This window comes from Escherichia sp. KTE52, from assembly GCF_000408325.1.
In the GTDB taxonomy this organism is placed as follows: domain Bacteria; phylum Pseudomonadota; class Gammaproteobacteria; order Enterobacterales; family Enterobacteriaceae; genus Escherichia; species Escherichia marmotae.
Genome location: NZ_KE138680.1, coordinates 2,115,334 through 2,135,710, shown reverse-complemented (window position 1 = coordinate 2,135,710; position 20,377 = coordinate 2,115,334). Strand labels below are relative to the sequence as shown.

At 48.0% G+C, this 20,377-nt stretch carries 27 protein-coding genes, 1 tRNA gene and 1 pseudogene; 5 read left to right on the top strand and 24 right to left on the bottom strand.

The window, feature by feature from the left end; all coding sequences use genetic code 11:
* Positions 1 to 78: 78 nt before the first annotated feature.
* The 3 genes from A1SC_RS01835 to A1SC_RS25555 all read right to left on the bottom strand — a co-directional run bounded on the left by A1SC_RS01835 (position 79) and on the right by A1SC_RS25555 (position 1,139).
* Positions 79 to 603: a MerR family transcriptional regulator gene (locus A1SC_RS01835; RefSeq protein WP_016262939.1), complete on the bottom strand. Its 525-nt coding sequence runs from the start codon at positions 601 to 603 to the stop codon at positions 79 to 81.
* Positions 604 to 702: 99 nt separating this feature from the next.
* Positions 703 to 975, bottom strand: a complete 273-nt coding sequence (locus A1SC_RS01840; RefSeq protein WP_001723130.1) for a hypothetical protein — start codon at positions 973 to 975, stop codon at positions 703 to 705.
* Positions 972 to 1,139: a hypothetical protein gene (locus A1SC_RS25555; RefSeq protein WP_016262938.1), complete on the bottom strand. Its 168-nt coding sequence runs from the start codon at positions 1,137 to 1,139 to the stop codon at positions 972 to 974. The genes A1SC_RS01840 and A1SC_RS25555 overlap by 4 nt, the downstream gene beginning before the upstream one ends.
* Before the next feature lie 15 nt (positions 1,140 to 1,154).
* On the opposite strand from A1SC_RS25555, the gene A1SC_RS0122560 reads away from it, so the two are divergent.
* Positions 1,155 to 1,355, top strand: a complete 201-nt coding sequence (locus A1SC_RS0122560; protein WP_024214657.1) for a hypothetical protein — start codon at positions 1,155 to 1,157, stop codon at positions 1,353 to 1,355.
* 62 nt (positions 1,356 to 1,417) lie between these two features.
* On the opposite strand, the gene A1SC_RS01850 is transcribed toward A1SC_RS0122560, so the two are convergent.
* The 11 genes and pseudogenes from A1SC_RS01850 to A1SC_RS26105 form a co-directional block, all read right to left on the bottom strand.
* Positions 1,418 to 1,741, bottom strand: coding sequence for a hypothetical protein (locus tag A1SC_RS01850; RefSeq protein ID WP_016262937.1), 324 nt, complete (start codon positions 1,739 to 1,741; stop codon positions 1,418 to 1,420).
* Positions 1,742 to 1,805: 64 nt separating this feature from the next.
* Complete coding sequence (locus A1SC_RS01855; RefSeq protein ID WP_016262936.1) at positions 1,806 to 2,948, bottom strand: hypothetical protein; 1,143 nt, start codon at positions 2,946 to 2,948, stop codon at positions 1,806 to 1,808.
* 134 nt (positions 2,949 to 3,082) lie between these two features.
* Positions 3,083 to 3,370 carry a PerC family transcriptional regulator gene (locus tag A1SC_RS01860; protein ID WP_016262934.1) on the bottom strand — a complete coding sequence of 96 codons (288 nt, stop codon included), beginning with the start codon at positions 3,368 to 3,370 and terminating at the stop codon, positions 3,083 to 3,085.
* The gene (locus A1SC_RS01865; RefSeq protein ID WP_024214656.1) at positions 3,367 to 3,897 is read right to left on the bottom strand and encodes a ProQ/FINO family protein; all 531 of its coding nucleotides are present in this window, start codon (positions 3,895 to 3,897) and stop codon (positions 3,367 to 3,369) included. Before A1SC_RS01865 ends, A1SC_RS01860 begins: the two co-directional genes overlap by 4 nt.
* A gap of 380 nt (positions 3,898 to 4,277) precedes the next feature.
* Complete coding sequence (locus A1SC_RS01870; protein WP_016262932.1) at positions 4,278 to 6,083, bottom strand: DNA primase family protein; 1,806 nt, start codon at positions 6,081 to 6,083, stop codon at positions 4,278 to 4,280.
* The gene (locus A1SC_RS01875) at positions 6,080 to 6,370 is read right to left on the bottom strand and encodes a DUF4222 domain-containing protein (protein ID WP_016262931.1); all 291 of its coding nucleotides are present in this window, start codon (positions 6,368 to 6,370) and stop codon (positions 6,080 to 6,082) included. The genes A1SC_RS01870 and A1SC_RS01875 overlap by 4 nt, the downstream gene beginning before the upstream one ends.
* A 4-nt stretch (positions 6,371 to 6,374) precedes the next feature.
* Positions 6,375 to 6,575: a hypothetical protein gene (locus A1SC_RS01880; protein WP_000551489.1), complete on the bottom strand. Its 201-nt coding sequence runs from the start codon at positions 6,573 to 6,575 to the stop codon at positions 6,375 to 6,377.
* Positions 6,568 to 6,801 carry a hypothetical protein gene (locus A1SC_RS01885; RefSeq protein ID WP_016262930.1) on the bottom strand — a complete coding sequence of 78 codons (234 nt, stop codon included), beginning with the start codon at positions 6,799 to 6,801 and terminating at the stop codon, positions 6,568 to 6,570. Before A1SC_RS01885 ends, A1SC_RS01880 begins: the two co-directional genes overlap by 8 nt.
* Positions 6,794 to 7,159: a hypothetical protein gene (locus tag A1SC_RS01890; RefSeq protein ID WP_016262929.1), complete on the bottom strand. Its 366-nt coding sequence runs from the start codon at positions 7,157 to 7,159 to the stop codon at positions 6,794 to 6,796. The genes A1SC_RS01885 and A1SC_RS01890 overlap by 8 nt, the downstream gene beginning before the upstream one ends.
* Positions 7,152 to 7,376, bottom strand: a complete 225-nt coding sequence (locus A1SC_RS01895; RefSeq protein WP_016262928.1) for a hypothetical protein — start codon at positions 7,374 to 7,376, stop codon at positions 7,152 to 7,154. The genes A1SC_RS01890 and A1SC_RS01895 overlap by 8 nt, the downstream gene beginning before the upstream one ends.
* Positions 7,369 to 7,524, bottom strand: a pseudogene (locus tag A1SC_RS26105) (host cell division inhibitor Icd-like protein); the annotation flags it as partial. The pseudogene A1SC_RS26105 and the gene A1SC_RS01895, both read right to left, overlap by 8 nt.
* A 418-nt stretch (positions 7,525 to 7,942) precedes the next feature.
* Between A1SC_RS26105 and A1SC_RS26100 the strand changes: the two are divergent.
* On the top strand, positions 7,943 to 8,245 hold the full coding sequence (locus A1SC_RS26100; RefSeq protein WP_016262926.1) for a YlcI/YnfO family protein: 303 nt from the start codon (positions 7,943 to 7,945) through the stop codon (positions 8,243 to 8,245).
* Positions 8,246 to 8,302: 57 nt separating this feature from the next.
* Positions 8,303 to 8,503, top strand: coding sequence for a hypothetical protein (locus tag A1SC_RS26095; RefSeq protein ID WP_072024172.1), 201 nt, complete (start codon positions 8,303 to 8,305; stop codon positions 8,501 to 8,503).
* Between the two features lie 414 nt (positions 8,504 to 8,917).
* Here the strand turns inward: A1SC_RS26095 and A1SC_RS01910 are convergent, their stop codons facing one another.
* From A1SC_RS01910 to proB, 7 genes are all read right to left on the bottom strand, one after another.
* Positions 8,918 to 9,766, bottom strand: coding sequence for an antA/AntB antirepressor family protein (locus A1SC_RS01910; RefSeq protein WP_016262925.1), 849 nt, complete (start codon positions 9,764 to 9,766; stop codon positions 8,918 to 8,920).
* Between the two features lie 77 nt (positions 9,767 to 9,843).
* A complete protein-coding gene (locus A1SC_RS01915) occupies positions 9,844 to 10,041 on the bottom strand; it encodes a helix-turn-helix transcriptional regulator (protein WP_004027535.1) in 198 nt (65 codons plus the stop codon).
* A 114-nt stretch (positions 10,042 to 10,155) separates the two neighbouring features.
* On the bottom strand, positions 10,156 to 10,911 hold the full coding sequence (locus tag A1SC_RS01920) for a hypothetical protein (protein WP_016262924.1): 756 nt from the start codon (positions 10,909 to 10,911) through the stop codon (positions 10,156 to 10,158).
* A gap of 128 nt (positions 10,912 to 11,039) precedes the next feature.
* The gene (locus A1SC_RS01925; RefSeq protein WP_016262923.1) at positions 11,040 to 12,254 is read right to left on the bottom strand and encodes a tyrosine-type recombinase/integrase; all 1,215 of its coding nucleotides are present in this window, start codon (positions 12,252 to 12,254) and stop codon (positions 11,040 to 11,042) included.
* A 166-nt stretch (positions 12,255 to 12,420) separates the two neighbouring features.
* Positions 12,421 to 12,496, bottom strand: a tRNA-Thr gene (locus A1SC_RS01930).
* 115 nt (positions 12,497 to 12,611) lie between these two features.
* Positions 12,612 to 13,865 carry a glutamate-5-semialdehyde dehydrogenase gene (gene proA, locus A1SC_RS01935; RefSeq protein WP_000893291.1) on the bottom strand — a complete coding sequence of 418 codons (1,254 nt, stop codon included), beginning with the start codon at positions 13,863 to 13,865 and terminating at the stop codon, positions 12,612 to 12,614.
* Between the two features lie 11 nt (positions 13,866 to 13,876).
* Complete coding sequence (proB, locus tag A1SC_RS01940; protein ID WP_001285282.1) at positions 13,877 to 14,980, bottom strand: glutamate 5-kinase; 1,104 nt, start codon at positions 14,978 to 14,980, stop codon at positions 13,877 to 13,879.
* Between the two features lie 287 nt (positions 14,981 to 15,267).
* On the opposite strand from proB, the gene phoE reads away from it, so the two are divergent.
* On the top strand, positions 15,268 to 16,323 hold the full coding sequence (phoE, locus tag A1SC_RS01945) for a phosphoporin PhoE (RefSeq protein WP_001515788.1): 1,056 nt from the start codon (positions 15,268 to 15,270) through the stop codon (positions 16,321 to 16,323).
* Positions 16,324 to 16,361: 38 nt separating this feature from the next.
* Here phoE and crl read toward each other — a convergent pair whose 3' ends face one another.
* The 3 genes from crl to gpt form a co-directional block, all read right to left on the bottom strand.
* Positions 16,362 to 16,763: a sigma factor-binding protein Crl gene (gene crl, locus A1SC_RS01950; protein ID WP_000174683.1), complete on the bottom strand. Its 402-nt coding sequence runs from the start codon at positions 16,761 to 16,763 to the stop codon at positions 16,362 to 16,364.
* A gap of 57 nt (positions 16,764 to 16,820) precedes the next feature.
* Positions 16,821 to 18,065, bottom strand: a complete 1,245-nt coding sequence (frsA, locus tag A1SC_RS01955; RefSeq protein ID WP_016262922.1) for an esterase FrsA — start codon at positions 18,063 to 18,065, stop codon at positions 16,821 to 16,823.
* A 92-nt stretch (positions 18,066 to 18,157) separates the two neighbouring features.
* Positions 18,158 to 18,616 carry a xanthine phosphoribosyltransferase gene (gene gpt, locus A1SC_RS01960; RefSeq protein ID WP_001291991.1) on the bottom strand — a complete coding sequence of 153 codons (459 nt, stop codon included), beginning with the start codon at positions 18,614 to 18,616 and terminating at the stop codon, positions 18,158 to 18,160.
* A gap of 260 nt (positions 18,617 to 18,876) precedes the next feature.
* On the opposite strand from gpt, the gene pepD reads away from it, so the two are divergent.
* Positions 18,877 to 20,334, top strand: coding sequence for a cytosol nonspecific dipeptidase (gene pepD, locus A1SC_RS01965; protein ID WP_016262921.1), 1,458 nt, complete (start codon positions 18,877 to 18,879; stop codon positions 20,332 to 20,334).
* Positions 20,335 to 20,377: the final 43 nt, after the last annotated feature.

The window sequence follows — 20,377 nt, the reverse complement described above, 5'->3', positions numbered from 1 at the left end:
CGAGGTTGACACTTTTTCGTGTTCAGAGTGTAAAGTGTCAACCTGGCAAGCTGCTCAACTTGACACTTTTTGCGGCCGTTAATGACCTGTTTTTTCCCATGCAGCCAGGGCGTTTAGTCCGGCTTCGCTCCAGTTATCCAGCTCGTCAGGACAAGCATCAGCCACATAACAGACCTCACGTCGCAGCGTACCAATCACCAGTTCGGCATTCTGCCTGAGATCATATTGCTCGAAATAAAACTCAGCATCGCCGTCATCCATCCAAATCCCGCCATCATCAAGAAATTGCACTTCCCAGCCGAATTCCCCGGCTGCATCCAGCACACGTTGCTGTATGTCGTCGTCCGTTACTGGCGCAGGGATTTTACCGTCTCTGGCCTTAACTGCTTTCCAGAACTCGCCCCACGTCATTTCCAGCGTTCTTTCTGGCCACATTTCAGAAACGGTGTCTTTCCCCTGTGCCGGTGGGCTGTTCCGCTGCTCTGTCGCCTCCACATCAATTTTTTTGCCAGACATGATCACTTCGCCTTTCTCGATCCAGTCGTAAACTGTCTGGCGGCTTACGCCTTTGTATTTGGCGTATTCGGCTTTACTCATCAACATGTAGCTCACCTCATGCATATACGATAAAAAATAATTTCATGCGAAAAGGGAATGCGTTGTGGGTATGGAGGAAAGGGGCAATAACCGCCCCTTACTGATTCAGTTGCGCCAGGATGGCTGGCTAAGCGTGGTTTTCATTACATCATTGACGACCTGCTTTACGATTTCTGTGTTGGCAGTCGTGCTTTCAACATCAACAAAGCCATAATCGCCAATTTCCACCGTCAGGGATTCCAGTTTCTTCCCCAGTGCATCAGGCAACTCTCCACTGAACCGGTGCCGAAGATTTTCCACCAGCAAAGCCCTGAATGCCTCGCTGTTCTCTTTTTTCTGCCATAGCTGGCGTTTATCCACTCTGATATTTAATTTCACAGCCTCACCTCTTTAAGTGCCTTATCCATCAGTTGCCGGGCAATAACATGAATCGACGGTGCCACACCAAGCACAGATTTCTGACGCCTTTCGGCCTGGATACGTTGCAGGGCTTCGATTTGCCCCCGGGAAAGTAAAACTGGCTTTACTCCGTGATTTTTCATGATGATCCCTTCTGAATGACAATAATTGCAATTATTGCACAAATTGAAATGATACCAGCGATAATTGCAATAAATGAAACAAAAAGCATCAATAAACCAACCTTCGGCACTAAATGCTCTGATTTTTCTGCAAAGGTATGGCAGATGTTGCTGCATGCAAACATAAAGGAAATAGCAGAAGAAACAGCGGGGAGTGAAAAGGGGAAGTTTTTATAAATACACGATTGTCGCCTCACTGCAGGTTAACAGCCACAAACCCCATGATAATAACTTGTTAATTATTTCATCAGATTTTTCATTATTTGCGCGATTGAGTACACAAGCAAAAACTCGGCAGCCGCAAGAGTATAAAAAACATAAATTCGCTTAGCCCACCGACGATGAAAGAACTCCTCAGCATGGCCGAATGTTCGAGATACAAGCCATGCACCTACTGCACACAGAGCAGGTGCAATGAGCACAGTTATAAACCAGATTGTGATGCCCATCCCATGCCTACTGATAATAGCCATTGGTATTGCAAAAATGAATGTTAGAGCAGCATTAGCTAATAGAATATCTTTTAAAGTATTTTCAATTAGTTTTTCTAGATTATCTTTCATCTAATCCCCCCCGTTGAACATTAATATATAAAAGCCCCTTACTAAGGGGCTTTGCACGGATTGTTTAAAGGGAACTTTTTTTCGCCCCTTCAATTTCTGCCTGACAAATTTCGTCATTTGTAAATGAGTACTGCAGATAGACATATCCCTGAGTGGAATTGTTCGCTCTGGCCTCAATAGAGATAGTATCAATATTGTTTTTTAATGGTATTTCTTTTGTTCCCTTCCATGTGGCAGATAAGAAGCGTTCTTTTTTGTTTAGCCCCCTCATCCAGTCCTGAGGATCTTTCCAAATTGAACCAGCCAGCAAAAAGTCTGTAGTATCAGCCTTTCCATACAGAGAACTTAAAGAATTACTCAATTCTTCAAACTTGGATTTAAGAGCCAATCCATAGCTATCAGTATCAATATTTTTTCCTAAAGCCCGTATTTGACATAAACCAGCTTTCGGGGAGATCAACAAACCATACATTTCAAAATCTGCGTTTTGCTTCGGTAATTTATCAGAAGTATACAGATTCACACTGTCTGGTAGTGGCTTGAGCTTAGCACCGATCATATCTTCGATGTTTTTCTGTGTAAGACCGGCTTCTAAGCCAAACGGACCATCCGCTGGCGGGAGTAAAGGAAGTTGCTCTTGGGAATTTTTGGCTGTTACTTCCGTTTCAGTACTGTTTTTTGCGTCATTATCTTGTACTGATGCCAGCTTAACTTCAGCGAGGCCATACTTGGCTGTGAGGTACTTTTGCTGCAACATTGCCATGGTCTGCTCTTCAGTGGCAACAGTAGATAATTTTAGTACCTTTATCAGACCACCACTATACTGACGAGCATCAGCTTTGGCTTCGTTGATTTTTGCATCTAAGCTGTCAATTTCAGTTTTAATTGAAGCCGCAAGCTCAGGATCAGGTTTTACTCCAGATACAACAACATCAATTTTGGCGCCTGATTCAATAGCATTAATACGCTGTTCCAAAAGCGCTTTATTAGTTCCTAATATTTCCAGTCTTGCTGTTGTCAGATTTTTTATCAACCCACCAGAAAACTGCTGGTCAACTTCCTTAGCTGCTGATATTTCACCTTCCGTTTGCGACAGTTCAGCTTTAAGAGCCGCTACTTCCTGTTTCTGTTCTGGAGTTAACTCTTCTGGCCCACATCCGGTTAACATTACTATACCGACTAATGTTGCAATTAAAGTTTTATTCATATCCCTATTCCAAATGAAAATATTCAGATTAATCTTATCAGGAACCCAGATGCAATTGAATATTCATCTGCTCAGCAACGTAGTAGATTTCCTCAGAAAGCATCAACAAAAAACCAAGAGAATCCCATCCTCTGTTAATGACTACAATTGTTCTTTTTTTGGTATTTCCTGAATGCCTCACCATTGGGCTGATGTAATCCCATCCCGGCATGTGCCCGGCTGATGGTTTTGCGCATCTCCCCGAAATTATCCTGCCTTGCTGGTGGGCGTGCTGCCTTGTGGATACATTCCGCGCGACGTTTTGCCGCCTGTTCCCGTGCCTTGTCATCATTCGCCAGCATGATGACCTCAGCCCACCGCGCCGCCGCTCTCCGGTACAGACCACGCGCTTCCAGAGCTTCCGCTTTGCTGTCGTGAATCATGCGCCTGTTTTCTCCTTTGCTGCCCGACGCTGACGTTTGCGTTTCTCATTCAGCGCAACCAGCCGCGTTTCTGCGTCCTGTTGTTCCTGTGGTGTCACCTCGCCGCACGGCTGGCATTTCAGGTCGTAGCGTACCCCACCAGCCATTAAGGCGCGGTAATAGCGCGGACACTGCGCATAAGATGCCAGCGTCGCACGCAATGCCCCTGGCCCGAATGCCAGCCCCCTGACGGCGAGATCCTGCATCAGGTCGTCGAATATCCCCACCTTAAGCGGCTTCGGTGCTTCCCGGCTGAATAATTCAGGCCACAACTCAGTGAGGCGGTTAATGCGCCTGAGGTTTTTGCGCTGGCGCTTGGTCATATGCCGCCACGGTGTCGCCCCTATGGGCTTCTGCTGCGCTTTCTGGTTACCGGGCATCACTTTATGCGCCGATGTGGTTTTATCCTGCTCTTGCGCCGCCTGCGTCGTTTTCTGCGGCGTGCCGTAAATGCCTTTTGGTTTTCTGTTAATGGTCAGCTTAGTCATGCTTTGCCCCATCGTTACAACTGTCTACCAACTGTCTATCGATATAATTGATTGATTTATTTAATGTTGTTCACACATAACAAAAAACAATCTGCAAACTGTCTACCAACTCTCTACCGTATTAATACATTGATAATTAATGATTTTTACTAAATGGTAGACAGTGTAGATAGTTAAAAGAAAAATTTTAAAAATGAACCCATAACTATCTATTTTTAGATACCCCCGTGGTTTAGAAATATAAAATAAAATGTCCACCTCTCTACCACATTAAAAATACCTATATAATTCAAAATATTAATTAGTAGATGGTTGGTAGAGGGTTAAGTGTATCTGTCTACCAACCGTCTACTTTTAAGTTTCAACTTATAAATTTCGTATCATGTTCTGTCGTTAATGCCTGCCGCTGCTGGTAACCATCCATCAGCATCTTTATCTAACAGAACATTTGTGATCGTTCGCCCTTTATCTGGACCTTTAGTGCATTTAGCCCGCTTGTACTCCTTTCCGTACTCAGCCATTGCCCCTGGCATATCTGTACCAAAGCGTGTCAGTGATACCGGTTTTCCCAGACCATGCGCAGACATATAAGCCAAATAAGCATGATACAGATATCGCCTCGGGCTAAATGGCACTATTTCTGCATTACCTACTATCATCCCCTCACATTTAACCAACGACATCAGATAACCGCAGAAGTCCACCAGCGAATCACCTTCACGCTTTATTAACAGTGCTTCTTCTGATTTTTGCTGCTCATAAAGTAGTCTTTTCGCTTCGTCCTGGTCGGCAAATCGTGTAAGCAAATGGCGAATCACTACGGCCAGTTCCCCTTCTATCTTTTTCGCCAGCATCGGATCGCGTTCGTTCTCTGGTACAACCTCAGAGAAATTAAATATCACTCGTCGACGCGAGATCCCCCCACTACGGTCGCTGAATGACATGGCATTATTGTTTACTGCCAGCACTACCGCAGGAACGCGCGTGGAATAGGGCGCTTTGTGTTTCGGATCGATAGCCACCTTGTCACCGCCTGTAATGGCCTTAATCCCAGCACCATCACCTGCGTAGCGGGTCATGTCAGGCATGATAATCAGAGAATATCCCACCACTAACGCTCGTTCCCTCGCGTCTTCCAGCGCCTTCATGCTCGCCGATACTGTATTGGCCTTACCCGCCAGCATGGTACAAATCTCCGCCATCACACTTTTACCGCTTCCGCCCGGCCCCGTTACCTCAAGGAATAACTGCCAGTCGTACCGGTTCGCCAGTACCATGAATAATGCCGCCAGTACGCGATCCGCTTTACGAGCATTATCCGCCACCGAACGACGCAACCACTTCCAGAAATTCGGCGCATGTGTTGCCAGCGTTTCCCCCTCTTCTGGCGGGCTGAACGGTAATTCACTGGCATTTAACAACCAGTCATTTTTGTTGTGTTCCCGAAAATTTCCTGTCCTGATATCAAAAACACCGTTACTGAACCCAATAAGATTTCTGTCCGCTCCCCCCATAACAGGTAGACTCAATTTCATTGTCTCTACGGCAAATTTAATGGCGTTTTGCGAATAACTAATTTCGGCATCAATAAAAATCTTCGCCATAGACCGCTGGAGTTCCTTATCAGATACAGGCTCCCAAACAATTCCGTTGTAATGGTGAACTACATCAGAATCATCATTTATCGCCAGTGCTCCTCCATAATGTTCAAGTAACACTTCTCCTCTCTGGCTGGCTCCCATCTGATTTAATGCAGGCTTGGGTAGACCACTATTTTTTGTAGCTAATTTCATCACTGAAACTTCCCCGTGCTCAGCCTGTTCGCGGATCCGTTGCAGGTAGTCGCGCCAGTTCTCCGGTTCCTGGTCGGTGATACCTTTGTATAATTTCGCCTCCTGTACGCCAGCCAGCGCCAGCTTTTCAGCGATAGTATTGATCTGGATTGGCTCTATCTCCCCCGCGATATAGACACGCGCAAAACGGCGTTTCTCATCAATAATGCGGATATTCGCCAGGTCTGCCAGTTGCTTTGGCCCCAGGTAAACAGGAGGCACGTTATCGCCGTGTTTTCGTCCTTCACTTTCAATCCAGTGTTGAGCATGGGCGTAAGCATCCGTCCCGGCAAAAATGATTACCTCAGTGAATTTATCCTTCGGCTGATATTTTAGACTCGGTGCGTTTTTCACTTCTTACCTCCCGCAACCAACATTGCCCGGATTTTTTTAATATTCATGGCTGCACGTCTCGTCGCTTCCTGTTGTTTGTTCTCCACCAGAATAAAATCACGCTCAAACTGACGGCGCGGCATTATGCAGTCATATTCATAAGCCTCACGGCGGTAGGTGATATTTCCTGGCGTAACGTGACAAATAACCGCTCGTCCCCCACGTATGGTGTCGCGGTAAATATCTCCGTGTCTGATTTCAGGCCGAGAGAGACCGCTGGCAGTAAAGCCAGAATTTTTCTTTTTCATGGTTTTATTTTCCTGTCAGCAGTTCCGGTTTTATTTCTGCACGAATACAGAGTTCAGAAAAAAACTCAGGAGAACCCACAATTTCATTACTTTTCAGTCGGCGTTGTGATTTCACTTTCCCTTTATCCAGGTAAACCAGTACGCGTCCGGTGAAATCATCTGGCACATTAAGCACTACGGGTACATGCGCTTCATGATTATGCATGGCTTACATCCTCCGTGAATTTTCTTCTGTAACGCACCTCTGCCACATATTCCGCATAGTCCGACGCAATACTAAGAATCATTTCACCCTCTGACTTGTAGCCATTGGTATTGATAAGAAAATATGCAGCTTTCATCATGTCAGCAACGTTCAACAATGCGCCCGATGTATCTTCCGGTGCGCCATCAAACTCCTGTTTCAGGGAATTAAAACGATCATCACGCATGTTTACCCCCCTGAATGACCTGATAACCGCAACTGGTCAGCAATTCGATAAATTCCGGCAATGTGCCGAAACAGCAATCATCACGCAGACGTTCGCAGGATACTTCAACGCCGTTTTCGTAGTGACTCACCATGCGTCCGGTAAAATGCAGATTATCATCGTGATGGCACGTTAACGGCTTAATCAGTCGCGCACGTTCTGCCAGCTCCAGCAATGCTTCAACGCTTCCGGCAATTGCACCATCCGGCAGGTGATAATTACTTACCACGCGTCCATTCTCCACATTGACCAGTAGCTGCCCGGTAAATTTCTCGTCAAACTGAATGCTGTTAAGGTCAGAAATTGACAGGTTATGCATGGTGCACCTCCTGCACATCAGCCATGATAATTTTTCCGGCCTTATCCAGTGCCTGATCGGCTTTTAGCTGCACAAATGCTAAATAATGGAAGATGCATTCTGATTCTCTGGCTGCGTGTTTATGCGCCACACCAGAGATAGCAGAAATCTCAATAAGTGAATCCACCAGCGTTTTGATAGCGTCTACCGCTGCATCAGGCCATGTTGCATTACACATGTTCCACCTCCTGGCGAATACGGGCGGCGAATACCATCACGCAGCCATCAGGAGATTGCTGGCGTGCTTCCTGTTCGCTGGTGGCCTCGATGTGAATTACACGCGGTTGTGCTGTGCTCAGGGCGATAAAACGCCAGATAAAATTGTTTTCGCATTTCTGAATAAACAGCGTGTTTTCTTCGCGCCCTTTCCATGTTGCCGAGATATAGCCCATGTCATTGAGCATCTCGCAGGCATCAACCAGCGTATCGGCGGCTACATGAACAGTGTTTTTACCGTCAGCTATGCAATTACGGTGCACCGCCAGGAAGGTGTATATAAATTTAGGGTGAGTTTGGGTATGCTGTGCCCCAGCCATAATCGTTACCTCATTTAACGGTTTGGTTAGAAGCCCGGTTAGTGTTAGCGCACTGCCGGGTTTCGTCGTTTTTATGAATCGATCATTGTGAGATACATAGCCATCACAATGTGAGATATACATTATATTGTGGTGATATACATTGCAAGTGTTTTTATATCTCACTTTTGTGTATAGTGATATACACATAACTAATTGGTGATTAACTATGTCTGTATACAAAAATGCAAAATCGCAAATGACAACGATCAGGGTTCCCCACGATGTTATGGAGGGTATGGAATCCGTAAAACTGGACGGCGAAAGCAACGCCGGATTCATAGTAACCGCCATGCGTGGTGAGATCGCCCGCCGCCAGGCAGAAGGAAGCGGAGAAAATCCCCTGGTTTCTTCGCTCAATGCACTGGCGCAGGTGGAAAAAATCGGAGTCAAAGCTGTCGAGGAGATCGGGCAGCTCGTCACCGTCGCACGTGAAGAACTCCAGCGCCGCAAGGCCAAAGAACAGGAGTAACCATCACCAGCGCCGTGGTGTAAGGAACTACGGTGCATCGTTTTACAGGGCAGCGCCATGACCAACAAAGAATCAACCAATACACCATCACCGGCACGGAAAAGACAGCGCAGAAAGATAGCGTACGAGCATGGGTCAGACAGATTCGCGCCCTGTGCGTTTATCCTTGAGAAATTCCTTAAAGAGTACAGGCGCACAAAAATGGGGTCGCATACCTGGAAAACATCGCGGCATGGCAATGTTAAAGAGCAGGAATAGCCCACCAGCAAGCCAGCACACTGATCACATTGCCCACCAACCGCAAATCTGGCATTGTTGGCGATGTGTTCAAGTGTGTAGCTTTCCCACTGGTGGCCCTCTGCGGTCGCCTTTGTTTTATCCAGAACGAAATCAGACATCAGATTGATCAGCACCTGGCGACCTGACAAAATCGCATCAGTCGCGCCACCAGCAAAATTTTTTGCTTTCCGGACAGCGTGACCAACGACATTTTGCAGCAAAATATTCTGCATTTCTGGTGTGCTGTGGTAACGGTGATCAACGCCTTCACTCTGTGCAACCACAACGCTATAATCTGCCTCGTAGACAGTAAGCAATATGGCGCAGTAGGCTATTCGTTCACAAAGGCGCTCCGGCAACGGGGCGCTTTCTCTTTTTGTAACGGTCAGAGCGTTACACATGGCTGTTTTCCTCCATGCGACGGGCTAACCAACGCTGCGAAAGACGAATTAATTCAGCTTTTCGCTGGTGGTAGTCCTGGCCTAACTCAATCAGCGTGATATTGCTCTGCTCAAGGTAAGAAAGGTGCTCAAGCTGCAACACGCTCATGTGGTCGCGTGGTTCGCCTGTGATGCCGTTCGCCAGTGCCCACTGTTTTGCAGTCATGCCACCCAGCACGATACGCGCCAGCATATTGGCTTCCGTGGTGTAGTGGTGCTGGAACGTGTTTTTACCCAGTTCAGCCCGGTACGCCTCCAGCGCAGCGCACATCGGCTTAAAGTAGCTGGCAACGGTGATACGGGCTTTCAGTTCCCGGCGTAACGCTGCGGAACGCACTGGCGCCACCTTGTGTAGCTCCTCCTCGCATTTGATGAAATACTGGCGAACGGCGCGGCCTTGTTCGGTGCGTTCGACCATCGCCAGTTCTTTCGCCATGTTCGTGGAGATCAAATAGTCTTCACTGCGGCGATCACCGCCGCGCTTTGTTGTCCAATCAGAATCAAACTGTTCAATATTTACACTTTGGTTCCCCCGTTTCGGGGAATCAAAGTACAAATTTTCTACAATTTCAAAATCCACGCCATTTTTAAATCCGTACTCATCAATACGTCCTTTAATCCAGGTAGTGAAATCACGGCCTACCCCGAGCGCCTTATGCAACGCTCTGGCGCTAACAATATTGGTTTCACGCCCGCCAATAACGCCGGAAATAACCGGGATAATTTCGCCAAAATTTTGCAGATTCTGGTTTTCAGGCCGAACGAAGCCCTGCCCCTGTACGGGCGTTTTTGGAAATTTCATAAAAACTCCTGCTATCGAATTAAGTTACTTTTATTTGCTGGTGGATAGCTGGGGGCAATAGCCCCGTAGCCATTTAATCAGGTAGCTGTTCCGCGTGATTCCGCAATACGCTGATTAATCCACTCGTCAATTTCACTCTCAACGAAAGCAATCGCTCGCGAGCCAATTTTTACAGGTTTAGGAAAACGCCCTTGGGCAATTAGTTTATAGATCCATGCCCTTCCATACCCTGTACGGCGCATGGTTTCTGGCATACGAATTAAAGATTGTGACATGATAATCGTCTCCCGTTGTTTATTGATGCCTACGGGAGACATTGAAGCAGGTAAGACATTGGATATCACCGCAATTGCGGAGAATGATACCGCAATTGCGGTATAGGAATACAACTACGATTTAATTGATTTATTAGCTTCAGCAAACTTTGCTTCCAGCGTTCTTGAACTCATCCCCGGCTTACCTTCAAAATGCCCCAATAAATTACTAATAATAGAGCTTTGATTTTCGAATACAGATTGCTTAATACCAGCAGGTGAACGCCCTAACATTAGAAAAAGCAACCCTCCAATAATGTTTAAATATGTTGTTTCAGAACGTTGGTCAATGTTTTGCACGGAGTTATCAACCATTCGTCGTAGTGAATCACGTTCCCCTTGTAATTCGGAAATTTCATTTTTCTGCTGTTGGAAAGTCTTCATAGCATTATCTAAGCGAATATTAAGACGTTTGTTTTCAGCCTGAAGAGTTTGATATGCCTCGACTGTAATTCCAGCATGTAACTGCTGCTCAACAGCATCAAAAAGGAAAGCTGGTTTTTGGTTGGGATAGTTTTTTGACATCCATGATTTCAGATCGGAATGACGGACGGTTAAACGGTGCTTAGCAACCTGTTCTCCAGGTTGAACAGTTTTACCATCACGACCATAAGGAATTTCACAATTATGGATTGCATCTAAAATTTTCTCAGCATTAACACGCAAGCAAGGCCATTGAGGGAACATTCCAACGCTAGGTAAAACTCCATCTCCCACTCGCTCCAATATTAAAACTTCATGAGCAATTAAATTACACCAACGTAGCGCCGCTTCAATTGGAGTGTAATATGCCTTTTCAAGAGAACTACAGCTTTTTGAATTGTAAGTCACTCTGTGCTACCTCGCACCCTCTGTAAAAGTGGCTGTGCCAGCCCGCAGAGGTGTACGAGTTTTCAGGAGCGACCCTAGACACAGCCTTTTCTTAATCGCTCAAAGTCTACTACTGTATACTCAACCAGTCACCCGCATTTTCCGAACTCACCATGCACCACATTTCCGCCATGCTCGAGCGAATCCATATAGTCGGCATACCACTGGAGCATTTCGCGTCTGCCATCCAGATATTGCGCATGGTTGTATGTGCCACGAATTGAGTTTTTATCGACGTGTGCGAGCTGTGTCTCTATCCACGCGGTGTTATAGCCCTGCTCATGCAAAATGGTGCTCATGGTGTGCCGGAATCCATGACCAGTAACCTTTCCGTTATAGCCGATGCGTTTAAATACTTGGTTTATGCTAGCCTCGCTCATTGTTTTCCTTGGATCATTACGGCCGGGAAACATAAGCGGATAATTGCCAGTTAATTCTTTAATCTGCCCAATAAGCGAAAGAGCCTGCTTAGACAAAGGCACCACATGAGGGCGACGCATTTTCATCCGTGAAGCAGGTATCTCCCAGATAGCCTTGTTGAGATCGATTTCATCCCATAATGCACCGCGCAGTTCGCCAGTCCGCAAACCGGTGATAATCAGTAGACGAGCCGCCATTACAACCAATGCACTTCCTGAGTAACTGGACAATGCCTTGAAAAAATCAGGTAATTCTTTGGCTGTGAGGAAAGGATAATGATTAGATTCATGACCTTGCATCGCGCTGGTGAGATCCGGTGCAGGGTTATACTCAGCACGTCCAGTGACAATTGCATAGCGGAAAACTTCCCCGCATCGCTGCCTCACTTTTTTGGCTTTTTCGGTAGCACCGCGCCCCTCGATGCGCCGCAGCACATTCAGCAGTTCAAGTGGTTTGATTTCGGCGATTGGTTTTTTGCCAATGTAAGGGAACACATCTTTGTTGAAGGCTTCGAGGATGTCTGAAGCATAACCAGCAGACCATTTTTTTAATTTGCTGCAGTGCCACTCAAGGGCAATATCTTTGAAGGTGTTGTTTAACTGCGTTTCCCGGGCAATCTTTTCCTCTCGTTTCGCTTCCATCGGATCGATACCCCCAGCGATACCCCTTTTAGCTTCTTCACGTTTTGCACGAGCATCAGCCAAGGTAACTTCAGGATACACACCTAGTGCTAACAGCTTCTCTTTACCAGCTACACGATACTTGAAGCGCCAATATTTTCCTCCACTAGGTTTTACCAAGAGATACAGACCACCACCATCAGCCAGCTTGTAAGCCTTCTCTTTTGGCTTGGCAGTGTCTATTTGACGGGCATTGAGTTTCACTTGGGGGTACCTCCACTAAACCGAACAGCAAATACCCCCAAAAGTACCCCCAATTGACTGTAGATTTTGGGGTACTTAAGTAGACGTCAAAAGACTAAAAGGGGCGCTAACATGCGGATTATAAGAGGTTTTTAAATACTTGAGTAGACTTGGGGAGACGTTAGAATGGTGCCGATAATAGGAGTCGAACCTACGACCTTCGCATTACGAATGCGCTGCTCTACCAACTGAGCTATATCGGCCCTGAAAAGGACATGTTCACGAACGTGAATCACGGTGGACAAGGTTAAAACTAACCGGGCGATGCGTCAATGGCCTTGTGAATCAAATGGCTACTTTTGCATCACCCGGTTTTATTTACGCACGAACGGTGTAATCACCAATACCGATCCACTTGTAGGTGGTCAGCGCTTCCAGCCCCATTGGTCCGCGTGCGTGGAGTTTTTGCGTGCTTACCGCCACTTCCGCGCCAAGACCAAACTGGCCGCCGTCGGTGAAACGTGTAGACGCGTTAACGTAAACAGCAGAGGAGTCCACTTCATTGACAAAACGCTGGGCATTGCGCATATCACGCGTCAGGATCGCATCGGAGTGTTGCGTCCCGTGTTCACGAATATGGGCGATGGCGTCGTCAAGATCGCTGACGATTTTGACGTTCAAATCTAACGACAGGAATTCATCGTCATACTCTTCCGCCTTAACAGCCACCACTTTCGCAGATCCTGCCTGCAACTGCGCCAGTGCCGCAGCATCGGCGTGTAACGTCACGCCGCTTTCCGCCATTTGCTTGCTTAACGCAGGCAGGAAGTTATCAGCGATGTTTTTATTCACCAGCAACGTTTCTACCGTATTGCAGGTACTCGGACGCTGGGTTTTCGCGTTGACGATCACTTTCAGGGCTGCAGAAATGTCAGCACTTTCATCAACGTAAATATGGCAGACGCCAATGCCGCCAGTGATCACCGGAATTGTCGACTGCTCGCGGCACAGCTTATGCAAACCAGCACCACCACGCGGGATCAACATGTCGATGTATTTATCCATGCGCAGCATTTCACTCACCAGCGCGCGATCCGGATTATCAATCGCCTGCACTGCGCCTGCCGGTAAACCGCAGGATTTCAGGGCGTCCTGAATCACCGCTACCGTTGCAGCGTTAGTGCGACAGGTTTCTTTGCCGCCGCGCAGGATCACCGCGTTACCGGTTTTCAGACACAGCGAAGCGACATCAACTGTCACGTTCGGACGCGCTTCATAAATTACACCTATAACACCCAGCGGCACGCGGCGACGCTCCAGACGCAGACCGCTGTCCAGCACACCTCCATCAATCACCTGCCCTACCGGATCGGCAAGATTACACACCTGCCGCACATCGTCGGCAATGCCTTTCAGGCGCGCGGGCGTTAACGCCAGACGGTCAAGCATCGCTTCGCTAAGGCCATTGGCACGCGCGTCAGCAACATCCTGGGCGTTAGCATCGAGGATGCTTTCGCTCTGTGCTTCCAGCTCATCAGCGATCTTTTCCAGCACGCGATTTTTTTCGCGGCTGGAGAGTTGCGCTAATTTATACGAGGCTTGCTTCGCAGCAATGCCCATTTGTTCCAGCATCGGCCTGCTCCTTAACGGGTAATCATGTCATCACGGTGAACGGCAACCGGGCCGTATTCATATCCCAGTATTGCATCAATTTCTTGCGAGTGGTGTCCGGCAATACGGCGCAATGCATCGCTGTTATAGCGGCTAACGCCGTGAGCAATATCGCGACCTTCGAGGTTGCAAATGCGGATGACTTCACCGCGGGAGAAGTTGCCACTCACGCTTTTAATGCCTTTCGGCAACAGGGAACTGCCGCGTTCAAGAATAGCGGCGGTCGCCCCTTCATCTACAGTAATTTCACCCGCTGGCGGCGCGCCAAAAATCCAGCGTTTGCGGTTTTCAAGCGGAGTAGCCTGGGCATGGAACAACGTACCAACTGGGATACCTTCCATCACGTCGCCAATGACGCCTGGCTTGCTACCCGCGGCAATAATGGTATCGATACCCGCACGACAGGCTACGTCAGCCGCCTGCAACTTGGTGCCCATGCCGCCGGTTCCAAGGCCTGAAACGCTGTCACCGGCAATCGCGCGCAGCGCATCATCAATACCGTAAACATCTTTAATCAGTTCCGCCTGAGGATTACTGCGCGGGTCTGCGGTATACAAACCTTTTTGATCGGTCAGCAGCAGCAGTTTATCGGCACCGGCCAGAATTGCCGCTAACGCCGAGAGATTATCGTTGTCGCCAACTTTAATCTCTGCCGTAGCGACAGCATCATTCTCATTAATTACCGGAACGATGTTGTTGTCGAGCAACGCACGCAGGGTATCGCGGGCGTTCAGGAAGCGTTCACGATCTTCCATATCTGCACGCGTCAGCAGCATCTGCCCGACGTGAATACCGTAAATTGAAAACAGTTGTTCCCACAATTGAATCAGTCGGCTCTGCCCTACCGCCGCCAGGAGTTGTTTCGAGGCGATAGTCGCTGGCAGTTCCGGGTAGCCCAGGTGCTCACGTCCGGCGGCAATCGCGCCTGACGTCACAATTACAATCCGATGCCCGGCGGCATGTAGCTGCGCGCACTGGCGAACAAGTTCAACAATATGGGCACGGTTCAGGCGGCGCGATCCGCCTGTTAGCACACTGGTGCCGAGTTTTACCACCAGCGTCTGGCTGTCACTCATGATTCTCTGCCATTCAATGTTAGGAAAAATGATATCAAACGAACGTTTTAGCAGGACTGTCGCCGGTTGCCAACCATCTGCGAGCAAAGCATGGCGTTTTGTTGCGCGGGATCAGCAAGCGTAGCAGCCGTTGTTTACGCTTTTATTACAGATTTAATAAATTACCACATTTTAAGAATATTATTAATCTGTAATATATCTTTAACAATCTCAGGTTAAAAACTTTCCTGTTTTCAACGGGACTCTCCCGCTGAATATTTGTGCGTTAATTAAAATCAGGAATGAAAATGAAAAAGAGCACTCTGGCATTAGTGGTGATGGGCATTGTGGCATCTGCATCCGTACAAGCTGCAGAAGTATATAATAAAGACGGTAATAAACTGGATGTCTATGGCAAAGTAAAAGCCATGCATTATATCAGTGATAATGAGAGTAAAGATGGCGATCAGAGTTATATCCGTTTTGGTTTTAAAGGCGAAACACAAATTAACGATCAACTGACCGGTTATGGTCGTTGGGAAGCGGAGTTTGCCGGAAATAAAGCGGAGAGTGATACCGCACAGCAAAAAACGCGTCTCGCCTTTGCCGGATTGAAATATAAAGATTTAGGTTCATTCGATTATGGTCGTAACCTTGGCGCATTGTATGACGTTGAAGCCTGGACAGATATGTTCCCGGAATTCGGTGGCGACTCCTCCGCCCAGACCGACAACTTTATGACTAAACGCGCCAGCGGCCTGGCGACTTATCGTAACACCGACTTCTTCGGCGTTATTGATGGCCTGAACCTGACCTTGCAATATCAAGGAAAAAACGAAAACCGCGATGTTAAAAAGCAGAACGGCGATGGCTTCGGTACGTCACTGACATATGACTTTGGCGGCAGTGATTTCGCTATCAGCGGTGCCTATACCAACTCTGATCGTACCAACGAGCAGAATCAGCAAAGCCGTGGCACGGGTAAACGCGCAGAAGCGTGGGCTACGGGTCTTAAATACGATGCTAATAATATTTACCTGGCAACCTTCTATTCTGAAACGCGTAACATGACGCCAATTTCTGGCGGCTTTGCCAATAAGACGCAAAACTTTGAAGCAGTCGCACAATACCAGTTCGACTTTGGTCTGCGTCCATCCCTGGGTTACGTATTATCAAAAGGGAAAGATATTGAAGGCATCGGTGATGAGGATCTGGTCAATTATATTGATGTTGGTGCCACGTATTATTTTAACAAAAACATGTCAGCATTTGTTGATTATAAAATCAACCAACTGGATAGCGATAATAAGTTGAATATCAATAATGATGATATTGTCGCGGTTGGGATGACGTATCAGTTTTAATTAATATTGCCGGATGCGAGGCATCCGGCACATTTCACTCACGCCGTTAACTTCACCGGTTCATCGCGAAAATCATCCGCCGGTTCCAGCTTAAAATTCAGCGTCGTCAGCAGTTCACGCAGCTTTTCATGAAACTCACGCAAAGTATGCTCCAGTCGCTCAACCACTTCTGCATCGTTTACCGGAACACTCGTCCAGTCACCTGCTTTATCAAACAGACCGAACTGATAACTGTAGGTAAAACGGGACTCCTGCGCTTCCAGTTCCATCCACCAGCCCCAAAACTCACGCACTTCCGGCGCGGGTTTCACGTTGACGCATACAGCCAGACAATCGAAAAAGAATCGATTATCTTCGCACTTACCTTCACGAATATACGGGCCAAGTGCGGTAAATTTTTTGATCAATCTGCTTTTCGGGTGTCCACTCGGTAACGTCATTGCGATCTCCTGTTGTGATGCAACTGTTTTACCAAATTGACAAAATTTAGCAAATTTTTAACACAATCGTTTTTCGATCCAGTCGGTGATTTCCTGAAGCGCTTTGTCAAAATTCCGATACACCGGATTAAATGGAATTTCTAACAATTTACCGTCGGCAGATGACGAAGTGATTAAGCGGGAATCCTCTTCCGGGCTGAACGGATCGTTCTTCCAGTAACCTGATAACATTGGCGTTAGGCAACGACGTCCCAACAATCCTTGCACTTTTAATGAATAGCGATTCAGCTCCACGCGCAACGCTTCGTCGGAAGCATCATGCATCCCCAAACGGCTGGCCAGTACGTCAAGATACATTTCCGGCACCTGTTGCTGGCACTTAAAATCACTCAACAAGGTGTGAACCACCGGCCCAAGACAGGCAACGGCTTTCAGACGCGGCGATTCAAGGTATGCAAGGCGCACGGCAACGTTAGCACCAAAACGGAAACCAAAGGCTGCGACGCGTGTGTGATCCACCCACGGCACGTTTGGCAACGCCTTTAAAACATGTTGGTGCAGCAAGCTGGAATCCTGGGTGAGTTTCCATTTTGAGGAAAAACCGACCGAAGGCATATCAATAGTCAGCATCGCAATGCCGCGCGGTGCAAAATAGCGCTCATAAAGGGAGTAATAGTCTGTTTGCATCGCATCCAAACCACCACACATTAATACTGTCGGGAATGGGCCATCGCCTTTTGGCATATGCAAAAAGCCAATGATGGGCGCGCCGCCCGGCACAGTAAACTCCATCTGCCGCATGGTGCCAGGCAGACGTTGCGCCGCTTCTTCATACGCGCGATTTGACAACGCCTGTACCTGTTCAGCCAGATCATCGCCCTTCAAGTGCGGATAGGCGGCAATATTGTACAACGTAGCAGCGTGCAGCCAGTGACGCCCGCTGACTTGCGGGTCTTCTTCCGCACAGGCTTTCTGTTGCCACAGCATTGCCTGGGTGGCCCACTCATAAATCCAGTTGCCACCGCGGTAGCCAATCACCGTATCGTATAAATCATTGTCGGTGCGTTCGGCATCGCTCATCACAATACGCGCCTGGACATCGAGGATTTCACGCGGATCAACGCCACGCCAGATCCACATCAGGCGGTTAATCATACGATACCAGTGAGGAATATTTTTGCCATCGAGGGCCGACTGCACCGACGGTTGCGCACCGCGGTTAAAACGGCGGACTAGCGTCGAGGTTTCAGGGTGTTTAAAGCGGGGTTTGAACAGGGTTTCGCTCAGGTTAGCCTGTGTCATGGATGCAGCCTCCAGGAATACTTACTGGAAGCTATTGTAACCTGCCTGACGTCAAAAAGAACAACGCCCGGCAAAGCCAGGCGTTGAAAAGATTAGCGACCAGAGATAGGCGGAACGAACACCACGCCCATATCCCACGGCTGCTCAATCCAGGTATTTTGCGGGATATCAACAACATAATCATCAACCAGCGGACGACCAGCCGGTTTAGCGAAGATGGTGACAAAGTGCGCTTTTGGATACATTTCACGGATTGCCACCGCAGTACCGCCGGTATCTACCAGGTCATCAATGACGATGAAGCCTTCACCATCGCCTTCTGCGCGTTTCAGTACTTTCAGTTCACGCTGGTTGTCGTGATCGTAGCTGGAAATACATACGGTATCGACATGACGAATACCCAGTTCACGCGCCAGTAAGGCTCCGGGCACCAGACCGCCACGGCTAACGGCAATAATGCCTTTCCATTGTTCTGAAGGCATCAGGCGGCTTGCCAGTTTACGTGCATGAATCTGCAACATGTCCCAGGTGACGATGTATTTTTCGCTCATGTGAAGTGTCCCAGCCTGTTTATCTACGGCTTAAAAAGTGTTCGAGGGGAAAATAGGTTGCGCGAGATTATAGAGATCTGACGCACTAAAAACCAGTATTTCACATAAGTCCGCGTCTTTTTGCGCACTGCTACTACCTGTCGCTGGATAAAGTGGTATTCTCAAACATATCTCGCAAGCCTGACTTGTGCTGACAACATTTTCTGCTAACCCTGTGACCTGCAATACTGTTTTGCGGGTGATCGACAAGGAGACTTAACGTGTCTGAACTGTCTCAATTATCTCCACAGCCGCTGTGGGATATTTTTGCCAAAATCTGTTCTATTCCTCACCCGTCCTACCACGAAGAGCAGCTTGCTGAATACATTGTAGGTTGGGCAAAAGAGAAAGGTTTCCATGTCGAACGCGATCAGGTGGGGAATATCCTGATTCGTAAACCTGCCACTGCAGGTATGGAAAACCGTAAACCGGTCGTCCTGCAGGCTCACCTCGATATGGTGCCACAGAAAAACAACGACACCGTGCACGACTTCACTAAAGATCCTATCCAGCCTTATATTGATGGCGAATGGGTTAAAGCACGCGGCACAACGCTGGGCGCGGATAACGGTATTGGTATGGCCTCTGCGCTGGCGGTTCTTGCCGATGACAACGTGGTTCATGGTCCGCTGGAAGTGCTGCTGACCATGACCGAAGAAGCCGGTATGGATGGCGCGTTCGGCTTACAGAGCAACTGGTTACAGGCTGACATTCTGATTAACACCGACTCTGAAGAAGAAGGTGAAATCTATATGGGTTGTGCGGGTGGTATCGACTTCACCTCTAACCTGCATTTGGATCGTGAAGCGGTTCCGGCTGGCTTTGAAACCTTTAAGTTAACCTTAAAAGGTCTGAAAGGCGGCCACTCCGGCGGTGAAATCCACGTTGGCCTGGGTAATGCCAACAAACTGTTGGTACGCTTCCTGGCAGGTCATGCAGAAGAGCTGGATCTGCGCCTTATCGATTTCAACGGTGGCACACTGCGTAACGCCATTCCGCGTGAAGCCTTTGCGACCATCGCTGTTGCAACCGATAAAGTCGATGCACTGAAATCTCTGGTGAATACCTATCAGGATATCCTGAAAAACGAGCTGGCAGAGAAAGAGAAAAACCTGGCATTGTTGCTGGACTCTGTAGCGAACGATAAAGCTGCACTAATTGCTAAATCTCGCGATACCTTTATTCGCCTGTTGAACGCCACCCCGAACGGCGTTATCCGTAACTCCGACGTGGCAAAAGGCGTGGTTGAAACCTCACTGAACGTCGGTGTGGTGGCCATGACCGACAACAACGTAGAAATTCACTGTCTGATCCGTTCACTGATCGACAGCGGTAAAGACTACGTGGTGAGCATGCTGGATTCACTGGGTAAACTGGCAGGCGCGAAGACCGAAGCGAAAGGCGCATATCCTGGCTGGCAGCCGGACGCTAACTCTCCGGTGATGCATCTGGTACGGGAAACCTATCAGCGTCTGTTCAACAAGACGCCGAACATCCAGATTATCCACGCGGGCCTGGAATGTGGTCTGTTCAAAAAACCGTATCCGGAAATGGACATGGTTTCTATCGGGCCAACCATCACTGGTCCACACTCTCCGGATGAGCAAGTTCATATCGAAAGCGTTGGTCATTACTGGACACTGCTGACTGAACTGCTGAAAGAAATTCCTGTGAAGTAATAACGATAACGTCCACGCCTGCGGGCGTGGACTGTTCAAGGAT